The sequence below is a fragment of the Paraburkholderia sp. BR13439 genome (assembly GCF_040948805.1).
GTDB classification, from domain to species: Bacteria; Pseudomonadota; Gammaproteobacteria; order Burkholderiales; family Burkholderiaceae; genus Paraburkholderia; species Paraburkholderia youngii.
Window position 1 is genome coordinate 1 of record NZ_JBFPKN010000021.1, and the last position, 18872, is coordinate 18872.

At 62.8% G+C, this 18872-nt stretch carries 17 protein-coding genes; 8 read left to right on the plus strand and 9 right to left on the minus strand.

Going from position 1 to position 18872, the window contains the following annotated elements:
- The 4 genes from AB3X96_RS32005 to AB3X96_RS32020 all read left to right on the plus strand — a co-directional run.
- Positions 1 to 722: CpsD/CapB family tyrosine-protein kinase (locus tag AB3X96_RS32005; RefSeq protein WP_368592796.1), on the plus strand; the 722-nt coding region annotated here is incomplete at its 5' end.
- Between the two features lie 67 nt (positions 723 to 789).
- Complete coding sequence (locus AB3X96_RS32010; RefSeq protein ID WP_368592797.1) at positions 790 to 2028, plus strand: lipopolysaccharide biosynthesis protein; 1239 nt, start codon at positions 790 to 792, stop codon at positions 2026 to 2028.
- 33 nt (positions 2029 to 2061) lie between these two features.
- On the plus strand, positions 2062 to 3210 hold the full coding sequence (locus AB3X96_RS32015) for a hypothetical protein (protein ID WP_368592798.1): 1149 nt from the start codon (positions 2062 to 2064) through the stop codon (positions 3208 to 3210).
- A 433-nt stretch (positions 3211 to 3643) separates the two neighbouring features.
- Positions 3644 to 5800: a TonB-dependent siderophore receptor gene (locus AB3X96_RS32020; protein ID WP_368592799.1), complete on the plus strand. Its 2157-nt coding sequence runs from the start codon at positions 3644 to 3646 to the stop codon at positions 5798 to 5800.
- Positions 5801 to 5815: 15 nt separating this feature from the next.
- Here AB3X96_RS32020 and AB3X96_RS32025 read toward each other — a convergent pair whose 3' ends face one another.
- The 5 genes from AB3X96_RS32025 to AB3X96_RS32045 all read right to left on the minus strand — a co-directional run bounded on the left by AB3X96_RS32025 (position 5816) and on the right by AB3X96_RS32045 (position 10373).
- Positions 5816 to 6646 carry an ATP-binding cassette domain-containing protein gene (locus AB3X96_RS32025; RefSeq protein WP_368592800.1) on the minus strand — a complete coding sequence of 277 codons (831 nt, stop codon included), beginning with the start codon at positions 6644 to 6646 and terminating at the stop codon, positions 5816 to 5818.
- Entirely contained in the window at positions 6646 to 7656 is a 1011-nt protein-coding gene (locus tag AB3X96_RS32030) for an ABC transporter permease (protein WP_176111800.1), read from the minus strand. The genes AB3X96_RS32025 and AB3X96_RS32030 overlap by 1 nt, the downstream gene beginning before the upstream one ends.
- Positions 7656 to 8765: a sugar ABC transporter substrate-binding protein gene (locus AB3X96_RS32035; protein ID WP_176111801.1), complete on the minus strand. Its 1110-nt coding sequence runs from the start codon at positions 8763 to 8765 to the stop codon at positions 7656 to 7658. Before AB3X96_RS32035 ends, AB3X96_RS32030 begins: the two co-directional genes overlap by 1 nt.
- A gap of 387 nt (positions 8766 to 9152) precedes the next feature.
- Entirely contained in the window at positions 9153 to 9779 is a 627-nt protein-coding gene (locus tag AB3X96_RS32040) for a uracil-DNA glycosylase family protein (protein WP_368592801.1), read from the minus strand.
- A 45-nt stretch (positions 9780 to 9824) separates the two neighbouring features.
- Positions 9825 to 10373, minus strand: coding sequence for a DUF488 family protein (locus AB3X96_RS32045; protein WP_368592802.1), 549 nt, complete (start codon positions 10371 to 10373; stop codon positions 9825 to 9827).
- A gap of 241 nt (positions 10374 to 10614) precedes the next feature.
- Between AB3X96_RS32045 and AB3X96_RS32050 the strand changes: the two genes are divergently transcribed.
- Entirely contained in the window at positions 10615 to 12015 is a 1401-nt protein-coding gene (locus tag AB3X96_RS32050) for an MFS transporter (RefSeq protein ID WP_368592803.1), read from the plus strand.
- A 32-nt stretch (positions 12016 to 12047) separates the two neighbouring features.
- Here the strand turns inward: AB3X96_RS32050 and AB3X96_RS32055 are convergent, their stop codons facing one another.
- Positions 12048 to 13013 (minus strand): sulfonate ABC transporter substrate-binding protein, encoded by a 966-nt coding sequence (locus AB3X96_RS32055; RefSeq protein WP_368592804.1) that lies wholly within the window; start codon positions 13011 to 13013, stop codon positions 12048 to 12050.
- A gap of 104 nt (positions 13014 to 13117) precedes the next feature.
- Positions 13118 to 13945, minus strand: coding sequence for a MetQ/NlpA family ABC transporter substrate-binding protein (locus tag AB3X96_RS32060; RefSeq protein ID WP_368592805.1), 828 nt, complete (start codon positions 13943 to 13945; stop codon positions 13118 to 13120).
- Between the two features lie 232 nt (positions 13946 to 14177).
- Here AB3X96_RS32060 and AB3X96_RS32065 point away from each other — a divergent pair, with 232 nt between their 5' ends.
- The 3 genes from AB3X96_RS32065 (at position 14178) to AB3X96_RS32075 (ending at position 16424) form a co-directional block, all read left to right on the plus strand.
- Complete coding sequence (locus AB3X96_RS32065; RefSeq protein ID WP_176111807.1) at positions 14178 to 14378, plus strand: hypothetical protein; 201 nt, start codon at positions 14178 to 14180, stop codon at positions 14376 to 14378.
- 140 nt (positions 14379 to 14518) lie between these two features.
- The gene (gene soxC, locus AB3X96_RS32070; protein ID WP_368592806.1) at positions 14519 to 15808 is read left to right on the plus strand and encodes a sulfite dehydrogenase; all 1290 of its coding nucleotides are present in this window, start codon (positions 14519 to 14521) and stop codon (positions 15806 to 15808) included.
- Positions 15801 to 16424: a c-type cytochrome gene (locus AB3X96_RS32075; RefSeq protein ID WP_368592807.1), complete on the plus strand. Its 624-nt coding sequence runs from the start codon at positions 15801 to 15803 to the stop codon at positions 16422 to 16424. Before soxC ends, AB3X96_RS32075 begins: the two co-directional genes overlap by 8 nt.
- Positions 16425 to 16464: 40 nt before the next feature.
- Here the strand turns inward: AB3X96_RS32075 and AB3X96_RS32080 are convergent, their stop codons facing one another.
- Together AB3X96_RS32080 and AB3X96_RS32085 are read right to left on the minus strand one after the other, a co-directional pair.
- Positions 16465 to 16905 (minus strand): MarR family winged helix-turn-helix transcriptional regulator, encoded by a 441-nt coding sequence (locus AB3X96_RS32080; RefSeq protein WP_013094239.1) that lies wholly within the window; start codon positions 16903 to 16905, stop codon positions 16465 to 16467.
- 27 nt (positions 16906 to 16932) lie between these two features.
- Entirely contained in the window at positions 16933 to 18828 is a 1896-nt protein-coding gene (locus AB3X96_RS32085; protein ID WP_368592808.1) for an FAD-binding monooxygenase, read from the minus strand.
- Between the last annotated feature and the right edge of the window lie 44 nt (positions 18829 to 18872).

Consider the following 18872-nt stretch of genomic DNA (forward strand, 5'->3'; position numbering starts at 1 on the left):
AGTTTCTGCTCGCGAGCGAGTTTCCGCGCGACCCGTCGATTGAAAGCCTGCGCCGGCTCAGAACCGCGCTGCATTTTGCAATGCTTGAATCGGAGTCGGGCGACAATCGCGTGCTGCTGACGGGGCCGACCGAACAGGTGGGCAAGTCGTTCCTCTCCGCGAATCTGGCGGCGGTCGTCGCGGCGGCCGGCAAGCGGGTGTTGCTGATCGACGCGGACCTGCGCAAAGGCCATCTGGAGCAGTACTTTGGGCTGGCCTCGACACCGGGGTTGGCGGACTATCTGACGTCGGAGGTGACGTCCGAGGCGGTGATCATGCGTGACGTGCGCCCGGGCCTCGACTTCGTTGCGCGCGGCACGATCCCGGAGAACCCGGCCGAGCTGCTGGTGGGCGAGCGCATGCAGCAGTTCCTCGCGAAGACGAGCGACTACGATATCGTGCTGATCGACACACCGCCCGTGCTGGCCGTATCCGACGCGACCGCGCTCGCGGATAGCTGCGGCACCGTGTTGCTGGTGACGCGCTTCGAGACGACTTCCATCGCGCAGGTGCAGGAGGCGACCAAGCAACTCAAGCAGGCGAATGCCCGGGTGAAGGGTGTGATCTTCAACGGGATCGATACGGACGTCTATCGCTACAGTCTGGGTGCGCGCGCCGGCCTCTATCGCAATGCTTCCTACCTCGACGCATTGCCGGCCAGCGGAAAGACGCAGAAAGGCTAGCTCTCAGACGACCACCATCGCCGTGTAGAGCCAAAAAAATTCACCCGGACTTCGACGTAGATAAATTGTGAATATCAAACATTCGATCGTAAGTGTCGCTGGAGTGGTGCTGAGTCAGGCGCTCAATTTCGTTTCGATTCTATTGATCGGGAAGTTTTGCGGACCGACGGCTCTCGGGTACTTCAGCCAACTCATGGCAGGTGGTCTTTTTATCGGGTCGGTGATCGGCTTGCGTCTGGAGGTCGCATGCATGGCGGCGGACAAGGCGCAAGCCGTGCGCGCAATGACGAGTTCCAGCGCGGTCGCCATCATGATCGGCGTGGCACTCGTGGTGGCCACCGCAGCGGCCGGCCACACGGAATACATACCTGTTATCGGTTTGGCACTGGGCGTGTTCCTGCAACAGGCATTGTGCGGAGCGCTCACCACCGAACGAAAGTACACGCAGATCGCAACGATCCGGTTCTTTCCCAATGCCGCATTCGCCGTCTACTTTGTCTGCATGATGATGTTTTCGAAAGGCGAGGTCAGTGGCACCACCGTATTCAACATCTATAGCTGGATTTTTCTGGTCTCGTCCGTTGTACCGGCCGCGATCTGCCTTTATTCGGCCCGCCAGTTGATCCCGGTGTCCTTCCTTAGGTTCTCCACGCTTCAGATCCAGTATGCAAAATTTGGCATTCCGACCACTACGCTGAATTCATTCGTGATCTATGCGTCCGCGATCCTGATGCCGATGATCTTCGATCATCGTGACGCCGGTATCTTCGCGCTGGCGTATCGCGTGGGTTACTTCCCTGCGTCCCTCTTGTCGCAAAGTTTGGGCGCCGTCTTCCGCCGTGATCTGATCGACTATTTCGACGGCCACAAAAAAGACGGAGTGAATCCATCGAAGCAGTTCTTCACTATGCTGACGTTGATCAGCATTTGTCTGGTAGCAGCGTGCTACGCAGGCCTTAGCCTCATTATCCACGTGAAGATGGGCGACGAATGGGAATCGTCGATGTCGGTGTACCTGATCTTTATTCCCTATTTCATCACGATGGCGATCTATGGCTCGATGGCTCAGGTATTCATTGTTGCGAACCGGCTGAAGATCGACTTGATGTTTCAAATGGTCAACGCCGTATCGATTTTCCTGATCTTTGCGACGGCTCATTTCCTCGGCGTCGGTTTCATCCAATCGCTTGTTCTGCTCAGTGTCTGTGGAACGCTTGTGGCAAGCATGGGTACTTACCGGGCGCTCAAGATCGGCAAGGGGCCGGACGCCTATCCGAATCGACAACCTAGCTTTGAAGCGCCGTGACAGGCGAGTCGCTCAATCGTTCAGGGAAAAAGAATGCGCATTGTAAAACTCCCCGGCATCATCGGCAGGAATGCGAGTCCAGGCGTGTCGGCGGCGGTCTGGTTCATTCTATTCATCGCGCTGTATGCGATCTCCGCGTTTCACGATAGCACGTTGCCGGCGCGGTTTCTGTTTGACGAACTGGTGATCTTCGACCGGATGAAGACCGTCACGGCTTTCAAGGCGTTTGGCGACTCATTCGACAATCTCGCGTGGTTTTTCAACTTTTTCGGTCTCCAGAATTTCTCTATTTCCTTGGTGGGCTTTCTCGCGTCGACTATCGGCATGCTTTTCGCCATCTGGAGGTCTGGTGTCACTTCGCTGAAGCCGATCGAGTTCGTTCTGGTCGCCTTCTGGCTCGTCAATCAGACTGTCTACATCGGCGTTCCGTCAAAAGAAGTGGTTATTTCGATCGTGGTTCTCTTGTTGCTGTTTTACAACTCATCCCGCGCGATATTGGCTTTGTTTGTAGTCCTGGCGACTCTGGTGGCTGTGTACTTCAGATCGTACTGGGCTATTACACTGGCCGCGACGGTGTTTCTTTATTTGGCGCCAAACGGCTTCAGAAAGCCGATTTCATTGATCCTTTTCGCACTGGCCATGTTTGTGATTGTGGCCTTCGTGTTCCAGAAGGCCTATGGCGAATCACTGGATTTTGCGAGGCAGAATGCCAATGAGTGGCGGGACCCCGAGGAAGTGGGGTCGATGATCGTACAGTTCATTCCGGGCAGCAGTATGTTCGTTGGCGTGGCGAACGTGGCCATCACGCTGGCGACTTTCGTGTTGCCGTTGCGGTTGATCACGTCGGGTTCTCCGCTGCAAATGCTGGGCGGCATTGGCGTGTTTTTCACTTTTGCCGCTGTGTTCTTGCGATATCGCGCCGCTGCGACACTATTTCCGGTGGGCCGATTCGAGACGCTGTGTTTCTGTTTTCTGGTCAGTTTCCTGTCAACGCAAGCTATTTTCGAGCCGGACTACGGATCATTCCTGCGACATCTTTCGCCGGTGTCGCCGTTGATCATGCTTCTCGTCCTGCGGCTATCATTGGAAGGACAATTGACTGTGTCGGCTCAGAGTGCCGCGCTAGTGAACGACGACACTCATCACCGGTCCACGTTGTCGAGGAATCGCAGCGCCTCCTGATTCGCTATAACGGGCCGCTGTGTGCCGTTGGTGAAGCGATTGCCGCCAACTGTGCACCGCCGGCTCTTCACGATGTCGAAGAGCTTGGCCACGGAAGGCCAGCGCGCTCGTTTAGTAACCTCAGCGGATTCCTGACAGAACGCTCGCCGGCCTCGTCGACTTCGATAGTTCCCAGACAGAAACCCTCAATTCAGTGGGGCTTCATCCACCCACACCCGCGCATCCCACGCGGGGCGCCACTTCTATGGCGCCGTCACCACCGAAAGCGATTCGAATCCCACCGTAATGCTTTCAAAAGGCAAAAGCCTTTGCTACCATCGCGCCTTATGAATGCGAATCAATCGCATTTACAGCAGACGGAGGCGCTTGCTCGCTGGTAGACATGAAGAATCAAAAAACCACACGTCCAACAAGGCTCACGGTCCATCGTCACATGCAGATTGCGGTTTGGCTGGTCTTTGCCGGCGCCGCGCAATCCGCTTTCGCGCAAAGCGCCTCCGGCGGGGAACAAGCCGCGGCGCCAGCCAGTAGCCCAGCTGCCACGGCGCAGGCCGCTAGCGGCGGCGAGCAGGCGCTCCCGGCCGTCAACGTCAACGCGGCCGCCCAGACGGATTCGCCGATGCACTTGCGCACGCCCGTGTCGGTCGGTGCGCTGGGTACGCGTTCGCAGCTCGACACGCCGTTCTCGACCACCGTCGTGACTGGCGAGGAGCTCGCCGACCGTCAGGCGAACAAGCTCGGCGACGTATTCGCGGTCGATGCATCGGTCACCGACAGCACCAATGCGTACAGCGCGTGGGCCACGTACATCTCGATTCGCGGCCTGCCGATCGATTGGCAGAACGGCTTTCGCATCAACGGCAATCCGTTCATCTCGTACGGCATCACGATGCCTTATGAAAACCTCGAACGCGTCGAACTGCTGAAGGGCCTTGGCGGTTTCATGTACGGCTTCGTGCAACCGGGCGGGGTCGTCAACTATGTGACGAAGACGCCGGCGGATCAGCCGGTGACGAGCGTGTCGGCCGGCTACCGGATGGACAGCGTGTTCAGCCAGCACGTCGATCTGAGCCGGCGCTTTGGTCCGGACGACATGTTCGGCGCGCGCATCAACTACACGCACGAGGCCGGCAAGACCTACAACGCGGGTGACATCAATCGCAATTCGCTGGCGGTGTCGCTCGACGGCCGCCTCACGCGCGATCTCGACGTCTACTTCGACGCGATCTATCAGCAAAGCCGCTCGAGCGGCCAGACGCCCGCGATCTACACGGGCAGATATACGGGCACGAGCCTGCCCGCGCCGATCAGCGGCGGCACCAACCTGCTCGGCGGCACCGATCAGCATCTGAACACGAACCTGCAGTTGTACACGGCTGGCGTCAGGTATCAGATCACGCCGAACTGGTCGTTCAACACGTCGGCCAGCTACAGCAAGTCGTCGCGCGACCGCAACGAAAGCACGCTGACGCTGCTGAACCAGGCGGGCGATTACACCGACAGCCGCTGGAACGGCGACGAAGGCCACCAGGACATCTACTGGCAGGGCGTATTCGAAGGCACGGTGAAGACCGGCATATTCACGCATCAACTGGCGCTCGGCGCGTCGTGGCAGTACCAGACGAACGACTACAGCGCCGTGTCGAATTACTTCACGCTGGGCAACGGCAACCTGTATCAGGCAAACCCGTGGCGCTTTTATTCGGGCGCCGGGCTCGACAAATATCGCGCCAACGAGATCACACAGAAGGCGCTGTTCGCGAGCGACACGCTCCAGCTGACGGATCGCTGGTCACTGCTCGCGGGCCTGCGCTACACGAACTACGATCAGCAGTCGTACAACATCAACGGTTCGCTGTCGTCTTCGTACGGGCAGAACGGCGTGCTGACGCCGACCGTCGCGCTGATGTACAAGCTCGAGCCGCACACCACGCTTTACGCGAGCTACGTGGAGTCGCTCGAGCAAGGCGCGATGGTGGCCGACATCTACGCGAATGCCGGCGCGCTGCTGCGTCCGCTGCGCTCACGTCAGTACGAGGTCGGCTTCAAGAGCGAGCATGAGCGCTGGGCGGCGACGGCCGCGCTGTTCCGCATCGAACGCGGGGCCGCGTACGCGAACAGCCAGAATGTCTACGTGCAGGACGGCAACTCGATATACCAGGGTCTCGAAGCGGGCGGCAGTGTGCGCGTCGGCCGCAACTGGCAGGTGACCGGCAACGTGATGCTGCTCGACACCCGGTACGCGAAGGGGCAGGCCTTTAACGGCAACCGGGTGGCCGGAGCGCCGCTGTTCGTCACCGCCGGCCGCCTGACCTACGACGTGCCCGCCATGCCGGGCCTGCAGGTCGGCGCGGACGCGAAATTCACGAGCAGCACGAAGGTGCGTCCGGCCGGCGACCTGCAGACGGGCGGCTACATGATCGTGAACATCGGAGCAAACTATTTGACGCGCATCGGTGGGCACGACGTGACGCTGCGCGCGGCGATCGACAACATCACGAATCGCCGCTACTGGATGTTCCAATACACGGACTACATCGCGCCGGGCGATCCGCGCATGGTCAGCGTGAACGCGAAGATCGATTTCTGATTCCGAGCAACGGGCTCACTGCGCGCCGCCCGCGCGCATGGCCCGGTATTCCCGCTGCACGATGTCCATCAGTTCCGCCACCGAAGTCAGCGCGCTCTGTTGCTCGTAGGTCACGCGGCCTCGCTGCATCAACATGATGCGATCCGCGATATCGAGCGTCTGCGCATAGTTGTGCATGATCATGATGATCGACAGGCCGCCTTTTTCCTTCAAGCGCATCAGCAGGTCGATGATGAGCCCCGCCTCGCGCGCGCCCATCGCGGCGAGCGGCTCGTCGAGCAACAGGATCTTCGCGTTCGAATGCACGGCGCGCGCCACGGCGATCGCCTGGCGCTGGCCGCCCGACAGACGCTCCACGGGCAAATCCACCGAAGGCACGTGCACGCCGATATCGTCGAGACACTGCGCCGCGCGCTCGCGCATCTGCTTGTGATCGAGCAGCCTGAACGGCCCGCGCCGCACGATTTCGCGATTCAGGAACATGTTGTGGTAGATGCTCAGCGAATTCGCGAGCGCGAGATCCTGATACACGCATTCGATGCCGAGAGAGCGCGCATGATCGACCGAGCGCAACAGCGTCTCCTCGCCGTCGATGTGGAGCGTGCCGCTCGTTTGCTGATGAAAGCCCGTGAGGATCTTCACGAGCGTGGACTTGCCCGCGCCGTTGTCGCCGAGGATGCCGAGGATCTCGCCCTTGCCGAGCGTGAGCGAGACGCCGTCGAGCGCCGTCACCGCGCCGAAGCGTTTGACGAGGTTGTCGCCTTGCAACGCGAGCGGCGCGTTCGCGCCGCCGAGTGCAGCGGAGGTGGCGTTCGCGCCCGCCGAGGAGGTTTGCGATTGGTCCATCAGCGTCCACCCTTGCGGCGAATGCGCCCGACGTGGATGTTGAAGATCATCGCCGCCAGAATCGCCGCGCCAAGAATGATGTTGAACGTAAACGCGTTGATGCCGATCAGCGTAAAGCCGTCGTTGAGAATGCCGAGCACCGCCGCGCCGATGAGACCGCCCACGATGGTGCCCGAGCCGCCCGTCAGCGGGGTGCCGCCGATCACGGCGGCGGCCACCGCAAGGAACATGATCTGGTTGCCGCCCGCCTGCGGGTCGATCGAAGTAATGCGAAAGGCTTCGAGCATGCCGGTGAAGCCCGCCAGCACCGCGGCGAGGACGAAGTTGCCGAGGCGCAGCCGCTTCACATGAATGCCGGCCTCGCTCGCGCCGAGCGGATTCGCACCCGCGGCCTGCGTGTGCAGGCCCCAGCGTGTATGCCGCAACAGCACGTGCATCGCGAACGCGATCACGAGGGTCCAGATGATCTCGCTGTAGCCCCACGCGCCCATGACCGCGGCGAACGCGGGCGAGCCCGGCGTGGGGGCGGGCGTGCCGCGCGAGATCGTGAGCGTGATGCCGTTGATCAAAAAGAGCGTACCGAGCGTCGTGACGAACGAGGGCAGCCGCAGCCACACCGTCACCGCTCCGTTCACGAAGCCGACGGCACCCGCCGCCACGAGCCCCGCGATCACGGCGAGCCACATCGGCGCGCCCGCGTCATTCGCGAACACCATCATGAATGGCGCGAACGCGAACACCATGCCCGCCGACAGATCGATGTCGCCGCCGATCATCAACATGATTTCGCCGAACGCGATGATTGCAACCGGCGCGATGAACTGCGACAAGTTGACGAGGCTCGCGTTGGTGAGCAGGAAATCGTGGTTCGCGAATTCGAAGTAGGCGGCCAGCAGCACGGCCACGAGCAGGATGCGCAGCTCGGCCGCCCATTGAGACGCGAATGAAACGCCCGCGCGCCGGGGCGCGCGGACTGCTTCGGTGTTGCTGGTTTCGTTCACTGTATTCATCAGGACTTGATTGCGCCGGACCGCGGGACGATTTGCTGCTTATCGGTCTTGCCTTCGAAGCGCGTCGAGGTATTGAGGTACGGCTCGACGTTCTCCTTGGTCACGAACTTCAGGCCGGTGTTGATTTCGGCGGGCCCGACGAGGCCGCCCGAGCTGAGGAACACGAACGCCTGCATCACCGTATAGAAACCTTGAACGTACGGCTGCTGGTCGATGGTGAAGTCGAGGTAGCCTTCGTGGATCAGCTGGATCGTGGTCGGCAGCAGGTCGAAGCCGCCGCCGTGCACGCCCTTCGCGGGCAGGTTCGATTCCTTCATCACCTGCGCGACGCCCTGCGTGCTGCCCGCATCCACGGCGAACATGCCCTTCAGGTCCTGGTGTCCCAGATAGAACGCCTTGATCTTCGACAGTTCCTCGTTGACGGTCGCGCCCGTGGCCACGGTCTGGATGTCTATCTTCTTGCCGGACTTCTTGATCGCGTCGCTCGCCCCGTCCATGCGCGGCTGGATGTTGAGCTGCCCCGGCGTCGCAATGAACAGCGCGACCATGCCGCTGTCGATCAGGCTCACGATGCGCTCGCCCATCTGGTAGCCGGACAGATACAAGTCCTGGCCGATATACGCGAGGCGCGGATTCTTCTTGCCGCGCGGCGCGTCGGCGTTATAGGCGAACACCGGAATGCCGGCGTCGAGCGCAGCCTGGATTGGCTTGTCGAAAGCGCTCGGATCGACGATCGGCACCGCGATGGCGTCGGCCTTCGCCGCGATCGCCGAATTCACGGCGCGGACCATTTCGCCGGCGTCGGAGGTGGCCGAGCCGGTCCACTGATAGTCCATGTTGAGCAGCGAGCAGGCATCCTGAATGCCGTATTGCGTCGGCACGAAGAACGGGTTGGTGGTGACGTGATTGACGAACACGATCTTCCACTTCTTGTGCGACGGAAACGCCGACTCCGCTGCTTGCGCGCTGCCGATCAGGCCGCCCGCGCCGCCTAGCGCACCCATCAGCGAAAGCGCCGCGCCGAGTCCGGCGCCCTGCATCAGCCCGCGCCGAGTCGGATTGAAAGAGTTGTTGCCTTGTTGCTGGTTGTCATCCCGTTGCTGTGCCATCTCATCCTCCGATTCTTCTCTTCGTTGGTCGATGCGCTCGACGTTGCGTCGATCGTGTGCAGATGCTGGAAGGCACCGGGAGTGCGCTGGGCAGCGCGAGACTTTGGCGTGGCGACGTGCAACCCCGATTCGAGGCGCTCGATACGCGCCGTGCGGTACCGCAAAAATGTTAGTGCAGTGCGGTTGCACCGCCTAATCCATGTATACCCGCACCATTCCGAAGAGTGGGACGGCGGGGTTACGAACGTGTGGATAGTGGCGCCCGACGGGGTGCAATGGATGGTCTGCGCCGCTGTCGGCGGACTGGCGAAAGCGCGGCGCGGCACCGGGTGGCGCACCGCAGCACACAGGACGCGGACGCGGCCGCCGCTTCGTGATGCGCGGCGCTCAAAGCGTTTCGCCCCCCAACACCGTCGCCACATGCGCACGCAACGTCGGCAACACTTCGCCTTCGAACCACGGATTGCGCTTGAACCACGCGACGTTGCGCGGCGACGGATGCGGCAGCGGCATCACATGGGGTCCAAACTCGGCCCACCTGACCAGCGTGTCGGTCGAGGTCGGGCCAAACGCGTCGCCGAGGCCAAAGCGCTGCGCGTATTGTCCGATCAGCAGCGTCAATTTCACCGAACGCATCCGCGCGAGCAATTGGCCATGCCAGCGGCTCGCGCACTCGGGACGAGGCGGCAGGTCGCCGCTCGCGCCGCGGCCCGGAAAACAGAAGCCCATCGGCACGATGGCGAATCTGGACGCGTCGTAGAAGGTCGTGTCGTCGACGCCGAGCCACGTGCGCAGGCGCGCGCCGCTCGCGTCGCTCCAGGGCACCCCGGACGCATGCACGCGCGCGCCCGGCGCTTGCCCGATGACCAGAATACGCGCGCTCGCGGACGCCGCAAGCACGGGTCGGGGCGCGTGCGGCAGCATGGGTGCGCACAGCGTGCAGGCGCGGATATCGTGAAGCAGCGTGTCGAGCGACGTGTCGTGTTTCGACCTACGTTTGGTGGTAACGGCCATAAAGCGGTGCGGGGTGACTGGCGTGCAGTCGTGTCGTGAGTCGGCTCAGTTTTGCGCCCCAGCCGGATAGATCAGCGTGCCGTCGGCCTGGGGCTCGGCGCCAGGCGTCATCGTGGCGGCGTTCGTGTGATGCGCGTCCATGATGTGCAGCACGGTTTCATCGTGCATCAGCAGATAGTCCGTAATGATACGCCGGTGGCAACGCCACCAGACCGCTTCCGAGCACATCATCGCGCAGCGCTGCCGATGACCGAGCGTCAGCAGTTGCGCCAGTCCCTCGCGGAACGCGTCGCTCATTGCATAGTCGGCATAGTTGCGAAAGGCCGGATGCGTCCAGTACGCATTCGGCGACGGCGCGTCGTCTTTGCGCCTGCTGCGGCGTCCGCCGAGTGCGGCGAGATGCACGTAGTCGATATGCTCCGCTGCGAGCGAGGCGGGCAGCGTGTCCCGATTGAACTGCGGGTTGGTCCGCGAGCGCGGGATGCTGCGCACGTCCACCAGCAAGGCGATCTGCTCGCCTTTCAGCAAGTCGACGAATTCCTGCATCGGACGCGTCGAATGGCCGATCGTGTAAAAAGGGCGTTTCGTTTTCATGCGTGCCTCGCCGACGCCGATCGCGGCGACGATTCCTGCACGGTTACAACCTTTGGCGCAGCAAGGTCAACTGCGTCCCGATTCAGGCGCCGCACGTGCCATGCCTGACGAGCCGGGTGGCCATCATCCCGGTATCCGGTGCAATCTTGCTCCCGCGAGTCAGAGTTGCAACAATGCACCCGCGATGGCCGCCCGCCCGGCACGCCGTCGCCCGCGTCTTTTCTTTCGACCCGCTTGCATCATGACCGACGGCCTGCCCAATCCCCAACGCGCGTTTGCGTACCTCGCGATCGCCATCGCGATGACGATGTCGGTGCTCGACACCTCGATCGTCAACGTCGCGCTGCCCACCATCAGCAACGACCTGGCGGTATCGCCGGCGAATGCGATCTGGGTCGTCAACGCGTATCAGCTGGCGATCACGGTGTCCTTGCTGCCGCTCGCGGTGCTCGGCGACGGCCTCGGCTACAAGCGTGTCTACTGCTACGGACTCGTGCTCTTCACGCTGGCGTCGTTCGCCTGCGCGAATGCGCACACGCTGCTGGTGCTGGCGGTCGCGCGCGTGTTTCAGGGCTTCGGCGCGGGCGGCATCATGAGCGTGAGTATCGCGCTGGTGCGCTTCGTTTTTCCGAAGGCACGGCTTGGCGTCGGCGTCGGTTTATCGTCGCTGGTGGTGGCCGTTTCGTCGGCGGCGGGGCCGAGCATCGCGTCGGCGATTCTGTCGGTCGCGCACTGGCAGTGGCTGTTCCTCGTCAACGTGCCGCTCGGCGTGCTGGCGCTGTCGATCGGCGCGCGCACTTTGCCGGTGACACCGAAATCGGGCGCTCGCCTGAGCGGCCTGAGCGTCCTGCTCAACGCGCTCACCTTCGGCCTGCTGATCTCGGGTCTCGCCGCTTTCAACCAGCCGGGGGCGACGCAGCGCGGCGCCGCGATGGTCGCGCTCGCACTGGTGGCCGGTGTGCTATTCGTGCGGCGCGAAAGCCGGCTCGCGAAGCCGATGCTGCCCATCGACCTGCTGCGCATGCCGGTGTTTTCATTGTCGATGGCGACGTCGATCTGCTCGTTCGCGGCACAGACGATGGCGTACATCGTGCTGCCGTTCTATTTCGAGCAGACGCTGAAGCTGTCGGAAACCCAAACCGGCTTTCTGATGACACCGTGGCCGCTCATGACCGCGTTGATCGCACCGGTTGCGGGCCGGCTGTCCGACCGGTGGGCTCCGGGGCGCATCAGCAGCGTCGGGCTCGTCGTGTTCGGCTGTGGACTCGCGATGCTCTGCCAGCTCGGCGACACGGCGACGCGTTTCGACATCGTGTGGCGGCTCGCGGTCTGCGGCCTCGGCTTCGGCATCTTTCAGTCGCCGAACAATCGCGTGATCATCGGCAGTGCGCCGCGGCATCGCAGCGGCGGCGCGTCCGGCCTGCAAGCGATGGGACGTCTGCTCGGCCAGTCGAGCGGCGCGGTGGTGGTGTCGATCGTGTTCGGGCTCGTGCACGGCCGGCACCTGACGCTGATTGCGGGCATTGGTGCGGCGCTCGCGTTGGTCGCGGCCTGCGTGAGTTCGGCGCGGCGCATGACGGAGTACAGCGACGCCCCGCAGGAACCACAGGCTACGCCAACGCGGCCGGTCTCCGAGCGTTGACGGGGGGCGGCCTCGTTGCGCCGCCGGTGCGTCTACGCGAGATTCGAAGGCGCCGCCTTCAGCACGTCGACGTGCTTCGGAATCAGGCCGAGATCGAGGAACGTATCGGCGATCTGTTGCTGCTCGCCGAGAATCGCGCGGGTAATCGGCTGCGTGCCGAACTGCTGACGCCGCACCGCCGCGTCTACGACCTGCTTCGGCAGACCCCATAGCTGCGCGAGTTCGCTCGCGAGCTGATCCTTGTTCTGCTTGCCCCACTCATCGACCTTGTCGAGCTCTTCGATCACGATGCGGATCACGTCGGGATTGTTCGCCGCATAACTCTGCGACGAGAAGTAGAACGCGCGATTGCCGACTACGCCGCTCGCATCGGCAATCACGCGAGCGCCGAGCGAATGCTCCGCCGCGGCGAAGAACGGATCCCAGATGACCCACGCGTCGATCGACGCGCGCTCGAACGCCGCGCGTGCATCGGCGGGCGCGAGGAACACGAGCTTTACGTCGCCGTATTGCAGGCCATGCTGACTCAGCAGCTTGACGAGAAAGTAGTGGACATTGCTGCCTTTGTTGAGCGCGATCCGCTTGCCCTTCAGGTCCGCGACCGAGCGGATCGTCGATTGCGGCGGTACCAGCACCGCTTCCGACTGCGGCCGCTTGACGGTCGCCGCGACATAGGCCAACGGTGCGCCGGCGGCCTGCGCGAAGATCGGCGGTGCCTCGCCGACGTCGCCGAAATCGATCGAACCGACGTTCAGTGCTTCCAGTTGCACGGGGCCCGCCGCGAACTCGGTCCATGTCACCGATACGTTCAGCGGCGCGAGCCGTTTCTCGAGCGTACCGCGGCCCTTCAGCAGATTCAGATAACCCTTCTGGTTGCCGACGCGCAGCGTACGCGCATTGCCTTGCGCGAACGAAAGCGGCGCTGCCGCGGCCGCCGCGGCGCCGAGCGAAAGTTTCAGGAAGGTGCGGCGGTCGTGAAGCGTTCTGGTAATTGACATGACGGGCAATACGATCGGGAGGGCAATGAAGAAGGCAGGATGCGCGGCGGCCGAAGCGCCGCCGCTCGAGTCGCGAGTGATTCGTGCGTGAGTCGCGTGTCGGATCAGTGCTGGGGCGCGCCATCCCATGCGGGCAGCGTGGCGCCGTGATAGACGGTCAGGATCGCCGAGGCGACGTTGGCCTGCTGGTAGCTGCCGACGATCGTCTTCACCCACGCAGCATTCGCGTCTTTCGCGTTGACCGCGATGAAGTTGCGATACGGATTGCCCGGTACCTTCTCCTGCGCGATGCGTTCCTGCGGAATCTTGATGCCCGCCTTGATCGCCCAGTCGGTATTGACGACGGCGGCGTCGAGGTCGCCGATCGCACGGCCGACGATGCCCGCGTCGAGTTCTTTGATCTGAATGTGCTTCGGATTGTCCGCGATGTCGCGCGCGGTCGGCAGCAGGCCGACGTCGGGGCGCAGCTTGATCAGCCCGTTCGCCTGTAGCAGAAGCAGCGCGCGGCCTTCGTTGCTCGGATCGTTCGGCACGCCGATCGTCGCATTCTGCGGCAGCGCCGCGATCGATTTCACCTTGCGCGAGTAGAGACCGATCGGCTGCACGTAGGTATAGCCGACGGGCACGATCTGATAGTGGCGCGCGGCGATCTGCGCATCGAGATAGGGCTTGTGCTGGAACGAGTTCGCATCGAGGTCGTGTTCGGCGAGCGCTTCGTTCGGCTGCGTATAGTCGGAGAAGGTGGTGATCTTGACGGTGATGCCCTGCCTGGCCGCATTGGCGGCGACCGCACGCCACACGTCTTCGTCCTCGCCGGACATGATGCCGACTCGCACCGTTTGTCCTGCCGCAAGCGCCGGTTGCGCGCTGACGATGCCGCATGTAACGAGAACCGAGAGGAGTGCGGCCCTGAGTGCTTTGGTCGTGGACATGTCTGGAATGCGATCGAAGTGAAGGTCCGGAGATCGTAGAGAGGCGCTCGTTAGCGCACAAATAATATCGAGCGCTATCGTTATCGCGGTTGAGCGTAAGCGGATAACCCGTTTCGTCGGCACCGCCAGACCGACATTGCATCGGCGGCGCAAAGCATTGCACAAATGCTTGTTTGCACAAGCACGCGCTGCTGACTAGATTCGATGCATGCCATCAGCAGGAGGGCGCACGATGTCATTGAATCTCGCATCGTTCTATCGCCGGGCCGTGTCCGCTGCCTTCGAAGCCGTGCGGCAGCGGGTCCATCGCGACCAGCCGCGCGACGATCCCGAGCGACTCGAGCGCATTGCGACTTACGCGCGCGCGGGATACTTCAATATGGGCTATACGCTCGAATCGTTTAGTGTGATCGCGGAAATCGCACCGGATTGACGGTGTCATCGGTGAGTTGTGCGCGCGCGGCATATCGCTGACCGTCATAACCTTAGTCGCAATCGGCTTTGATCGGGACGCGCACACTACCTATACTCGTGCGCTTGTCGATCAACCCAGGCCGCTTCGCCGGCACGAGCATGTCGCGACCTCCACGTATCACTAGCGACGCGCATGATGCGTCGAAACCCGCGTCGCCGCGTCGGCGCCTGTTGGGCGGTCTCGCGCTGTCCGCGTTGGCCGCGCCGAACCTGAAGGCCGCGACGCTGCTGAAGCCGCTGGGCGTCGATCCGTGGACACAAATTCCCGGCGCGCCGATTCTCGAGCATCCGTACGGGCTGCCGTCGCCGCGCGAGTCGAACGTGATTCGTCGTGCCGCGCGGGCGTGGCCGATGCCGGGCGCCGCATCGTCGCTGACGCCGCTCGCGGATCTGCATGGCTCGATCACGCCGAATGGGCTCGTCTATGAGCGGCATCATGCCGGGGTGCCCGACATCGACCCAGACGCGCACCGGCTCGTGATTCATGGTCTCGTGCGCGAGCCGAAGCTCTTCACGATGGACGATCTGCTGCGCCTGCCTTCGGAGTCGCGCATCCATTTTCTCGAGTGTTCGGGCAACACGGCGAGCGAATGGAAAGGACCGAGCGGGCTGCCTGTGCAGATCACGCATGGACTGCTGTCGTGTTGCGAGTGGACCGGCGTCAGGCTGTCGACGCTGCTCGAAGCCGTCGGCGGACGCACGGCGACCAGCGACGGCGCAACGCCGCAATGGCTGCTCGCCGAAGGCGCGGACGCCGCCGCGATGACGCGCAGTTTGCCGCTCGACCGGATTCTCGACCGCGCGCTCGTCGTCTATGCACAAAACGGCGAACGCCTGCGGCCGGAAAACGGCTATCCGCTGCGTCTGTTGGTACCGGGCTTCGAGGGCAATACCAACGTGAAATGGCTGCGGCGGCTGAAAGTCGTCGATGCGCCGTTGCAGACGCGCGAAGAGACGTCCAAATACACGGGCATCCTGCCCGACGGCCGCGCCCGTCAATTCGTGTTCGAGATGGACGCGAAGTCGGTGATCACGCGGCCTTCCGCCGGACAGCGTCTGACCGCGCAGGGCTTCTATCCGATCGTCGGGCTCGCGTGGTCCGGGCGGGGAGCGATTCGCAAGGTCGAGGTATCGACCGACAGTGGAGCGACCTGGCAGGCCGCAGTGCTCGACGAGCCCGCGCGCGATCGCGCGTTGACCCGCTTCCAGGCCGGCTTCGTGTGGAACGGTGCGCCGACCGCCATCCTGTCGCGCGCGACGGATTCTACCGGCTACGTTCAACCGACGCGTGAGGCGCTCGTCGCGGCGCGTGGTCTGAACTCGAACTATCACTACAACGGCATTCAGCAGTGGCGCATCGAAGCCGATGGGAGCGTTAAAAATGCGTGAGCGTGTGCGGTTCGGTGCTTCGAAATCGAAAACGATGCGCGCTCTGCTGGCATGGGTCACGGCTAGCAGTCTGCTCGCTGGCTGTTCGTCTTCATTCGATGCAACGCGCGACGCGCAGTCCGCTGCCGCCGCGCAAGCGCGCTGGCGTTCATCCGTCGACGCGATCGGCAAGCCTGTCAGCGAAGCCGATCTGAGCGCATGGAATATCGATGTCGCACCGAACGGCCACGGCTTGCCCGACGGCAGCGGCGACGTCGCAACGGGTGGCCGCATTTTCGCGGCGAAATGCGCGGCCTGTCATGGCGCGAAAGGCGAGGGGCTGATCGGCGATCAGCTGATCGGTGGGGCGGGCACGCTCACGACCGCGAATCCGAAGCGCACCGTTGGCAGCTACTGGCCGTATGCGACGACACTGTTCGACTATATAAACCGGGCGATGCCGTATAACGCGCCGCAGTCGCTGAGCGCGGATGAGGTGTATGCGCTCAGCGCGTGGATCTTGAACCGCAACGGCATCGTGCCGGACGATGCGCGTCTCGACGCGCATTCGCTCGCCGCTATCCGCATGCCGAACCGGGATGGCTTCGTGCCCGACCCTCGACCTGGCAAGCTTTGACAGGCGTTCGGCCGACGGGCTTATTGGAACAGTAAGAGAATCAAGCCTGCGGCGGCAACAGTGCCGCAAGCAGCCGGCGCAACTGCGCCAATTCGCTTGCCGTCAGCCGTTCAGTGAGAATGCGCTCGACCTGCTCGACGCGCGGACGCAAGGCCGCAAGCTGCTTCTTACCGGCAGCGGTGAGATACAGCACATAACTGCGCTTGTCGACAGGATCGTCGGCACGCTCGATCTGGCCATTGCGCACCATGCGTGCAACGAGATCGGCGATCGTCGAACGATCCACATCGAGCTTGTCTCCGAGTTGCCGCTGACTGACGCCAGGCGTCTCGTGCAAGACCTCGAGCGCCGCGTACTGCACGCTCGTGATCTCCGCGGAAACCTCGCTCAGCCAGACCGCTGCATGGCGCTGTTGGGCACGGCGCACCAGACTGCCAGTAAATTTGGGGAGCGCGCCGGCGTCTTCAGGTTTGATCGGCAATTTCGGAGTGTCGGGTTTAGTTATGGCTTAACGCGCGCGAAAGATGGGCCGGAAGAAGGCGTTCAACTCCGCGTACGCATTCAATGGGAGAACATGGGCCACGTATTGGTCGGGACGTACCACCACGAGTGCACCTTGTTCGCGATCGATGCCGCGCTCGTCGAAGATATCAGTCGTCGCGTCGCACGTAAATGCCTTTTCGTAGTCGATCAGGCCGTGGCGACCCTTGCGCGGCAGCAGCAGAGCGGGCATGTCCTGGAGACGGACTTCGCGATGCGGCTGTTGCAGCACCGCGCGCAAATCGAGAACGCTGTCCACGTCGGCGTCCTGCGGCGTGAAGAGCCGCAAAACGGATTCCGGCGATTTGTCGAGATGCTCGCACAACGCATTCAGCGCACGACCCGACGCGTCCGCAAAAGCGTACAGACGCCAACGGCCGTCGGCTTGCGCCGCATGCCCGAGATGGAACGGTTTTGCATCAGCGAGGCGAACCACAGGCGACGAGTGAAAGCGCGTGCCGATCGCAAAGCCTTTGGCGAGCGCCTGATGCGTCGCTTCGCCGGTCAGGGTGGCCGGCCGGTAACGCGTCGCGACGCCTGCCGTGTAGCGGCCAGCGCGAACGAAGTACGCCTGAAGCTCCGCAGGATCGACACCGCCTGCTTCGGGCCGGTTAGGGTCCTTCGGCGGAGCGGCCATCATTGCCGACCATTCCTTGTCGAAATCGATCAGCTCCTGCGCAATGGGTTGGCGCTCGTCCGAATACGTGCGCAGCAGATCGGCGTCGCTACGGCCTTCCAGCACCGCGCCGAGCTTCCAGCCGAGATTGAAGCCGTCCTGCATCGATACGTTCATGCCTTGGCCCGCTTTGGCGCTATGCGTATGGCAGGCGTCGCCCGCGATGAACACGCGCGGTTCGCGCGAAGTGCCGTCGGCGGCGATCGCATCGTCGAAGCGGTCGGTGAGACGCTGACCAACCTCATAGACCGAGAACCACGCCACTTCTTTGACGTCGAGCGTATAGGGATGGAGGATGCTTTGCGCCGTCTCGATGATGCGATCGACCGTGATCTGCTTGAGGTTGTCGCGATTCTCCGGGGTGACGTCGCCGAGGTCGACATAGAAGCGAACCAGATATCCGCCTTCGCGCGGAATGATCAGCAGGTTGCCCTTGCTCGCGGATTGAATCGCCGCTTTCAGCCGGATGTCCGGGAAGTCGGTAACGGCCAGCGCATCCATCACGCCCCACGCATGGTTGGCCGCGTCACCGCGTAGCGTTTGTCCGATGGCGGTGCGTACCCGGCTACGCGCGCCGTCGCAACCGACGACATAGCGCGCGCGCACGGTCACGGTCTCGTCGAGCCGCGCGGGATCGGTGCGCCGCAGCGTGACCAGCACCGGGTATTCATTCGTATCGTCGCGCTGGACGTCGACCAGTTCGAGGCCGTAGTCCGGTTCGATCCGGCGCGCGGAGCGACGCATCACGTCGAGCAGATACTCCTGAATACGCGCCTGATTGACGATGACGTGCGGAAATTCCGAAAGACCCGTTTCGGTATCCTGAACCCGGCCGGTACGACTGATCGCGCCGCGGTCATTTGCATCGGGTCGCCAGAATACCGTTTCATTGACCCAATAGGCTTCTTGCAGCAGGCGATCCGCGAGGCCGAACGCATTGAACATCTCGACGGTACGGCACGCTACGCCATCGGCCTGTCCCATCTGCAACGGTCCGTCGCGACGCTCGACGATGCGCGTGTTGATCGACGGGAATTGCGACAGCTGCGCCGCCAGCACGACTCCGGCAGGGCCGCTGCCGACGATCAGCACGTCGACCTTCTCCGGCATCTGCGCAGCATGTGCGTTGCCGATGGCTGGCTCGATTGTCGGATCGCCGACCCGGAAACCGTTGAGATGAAATTGCATGACGTCCTCCTCCGTTCAGTAAATATCTGCTGAACGCGAATATA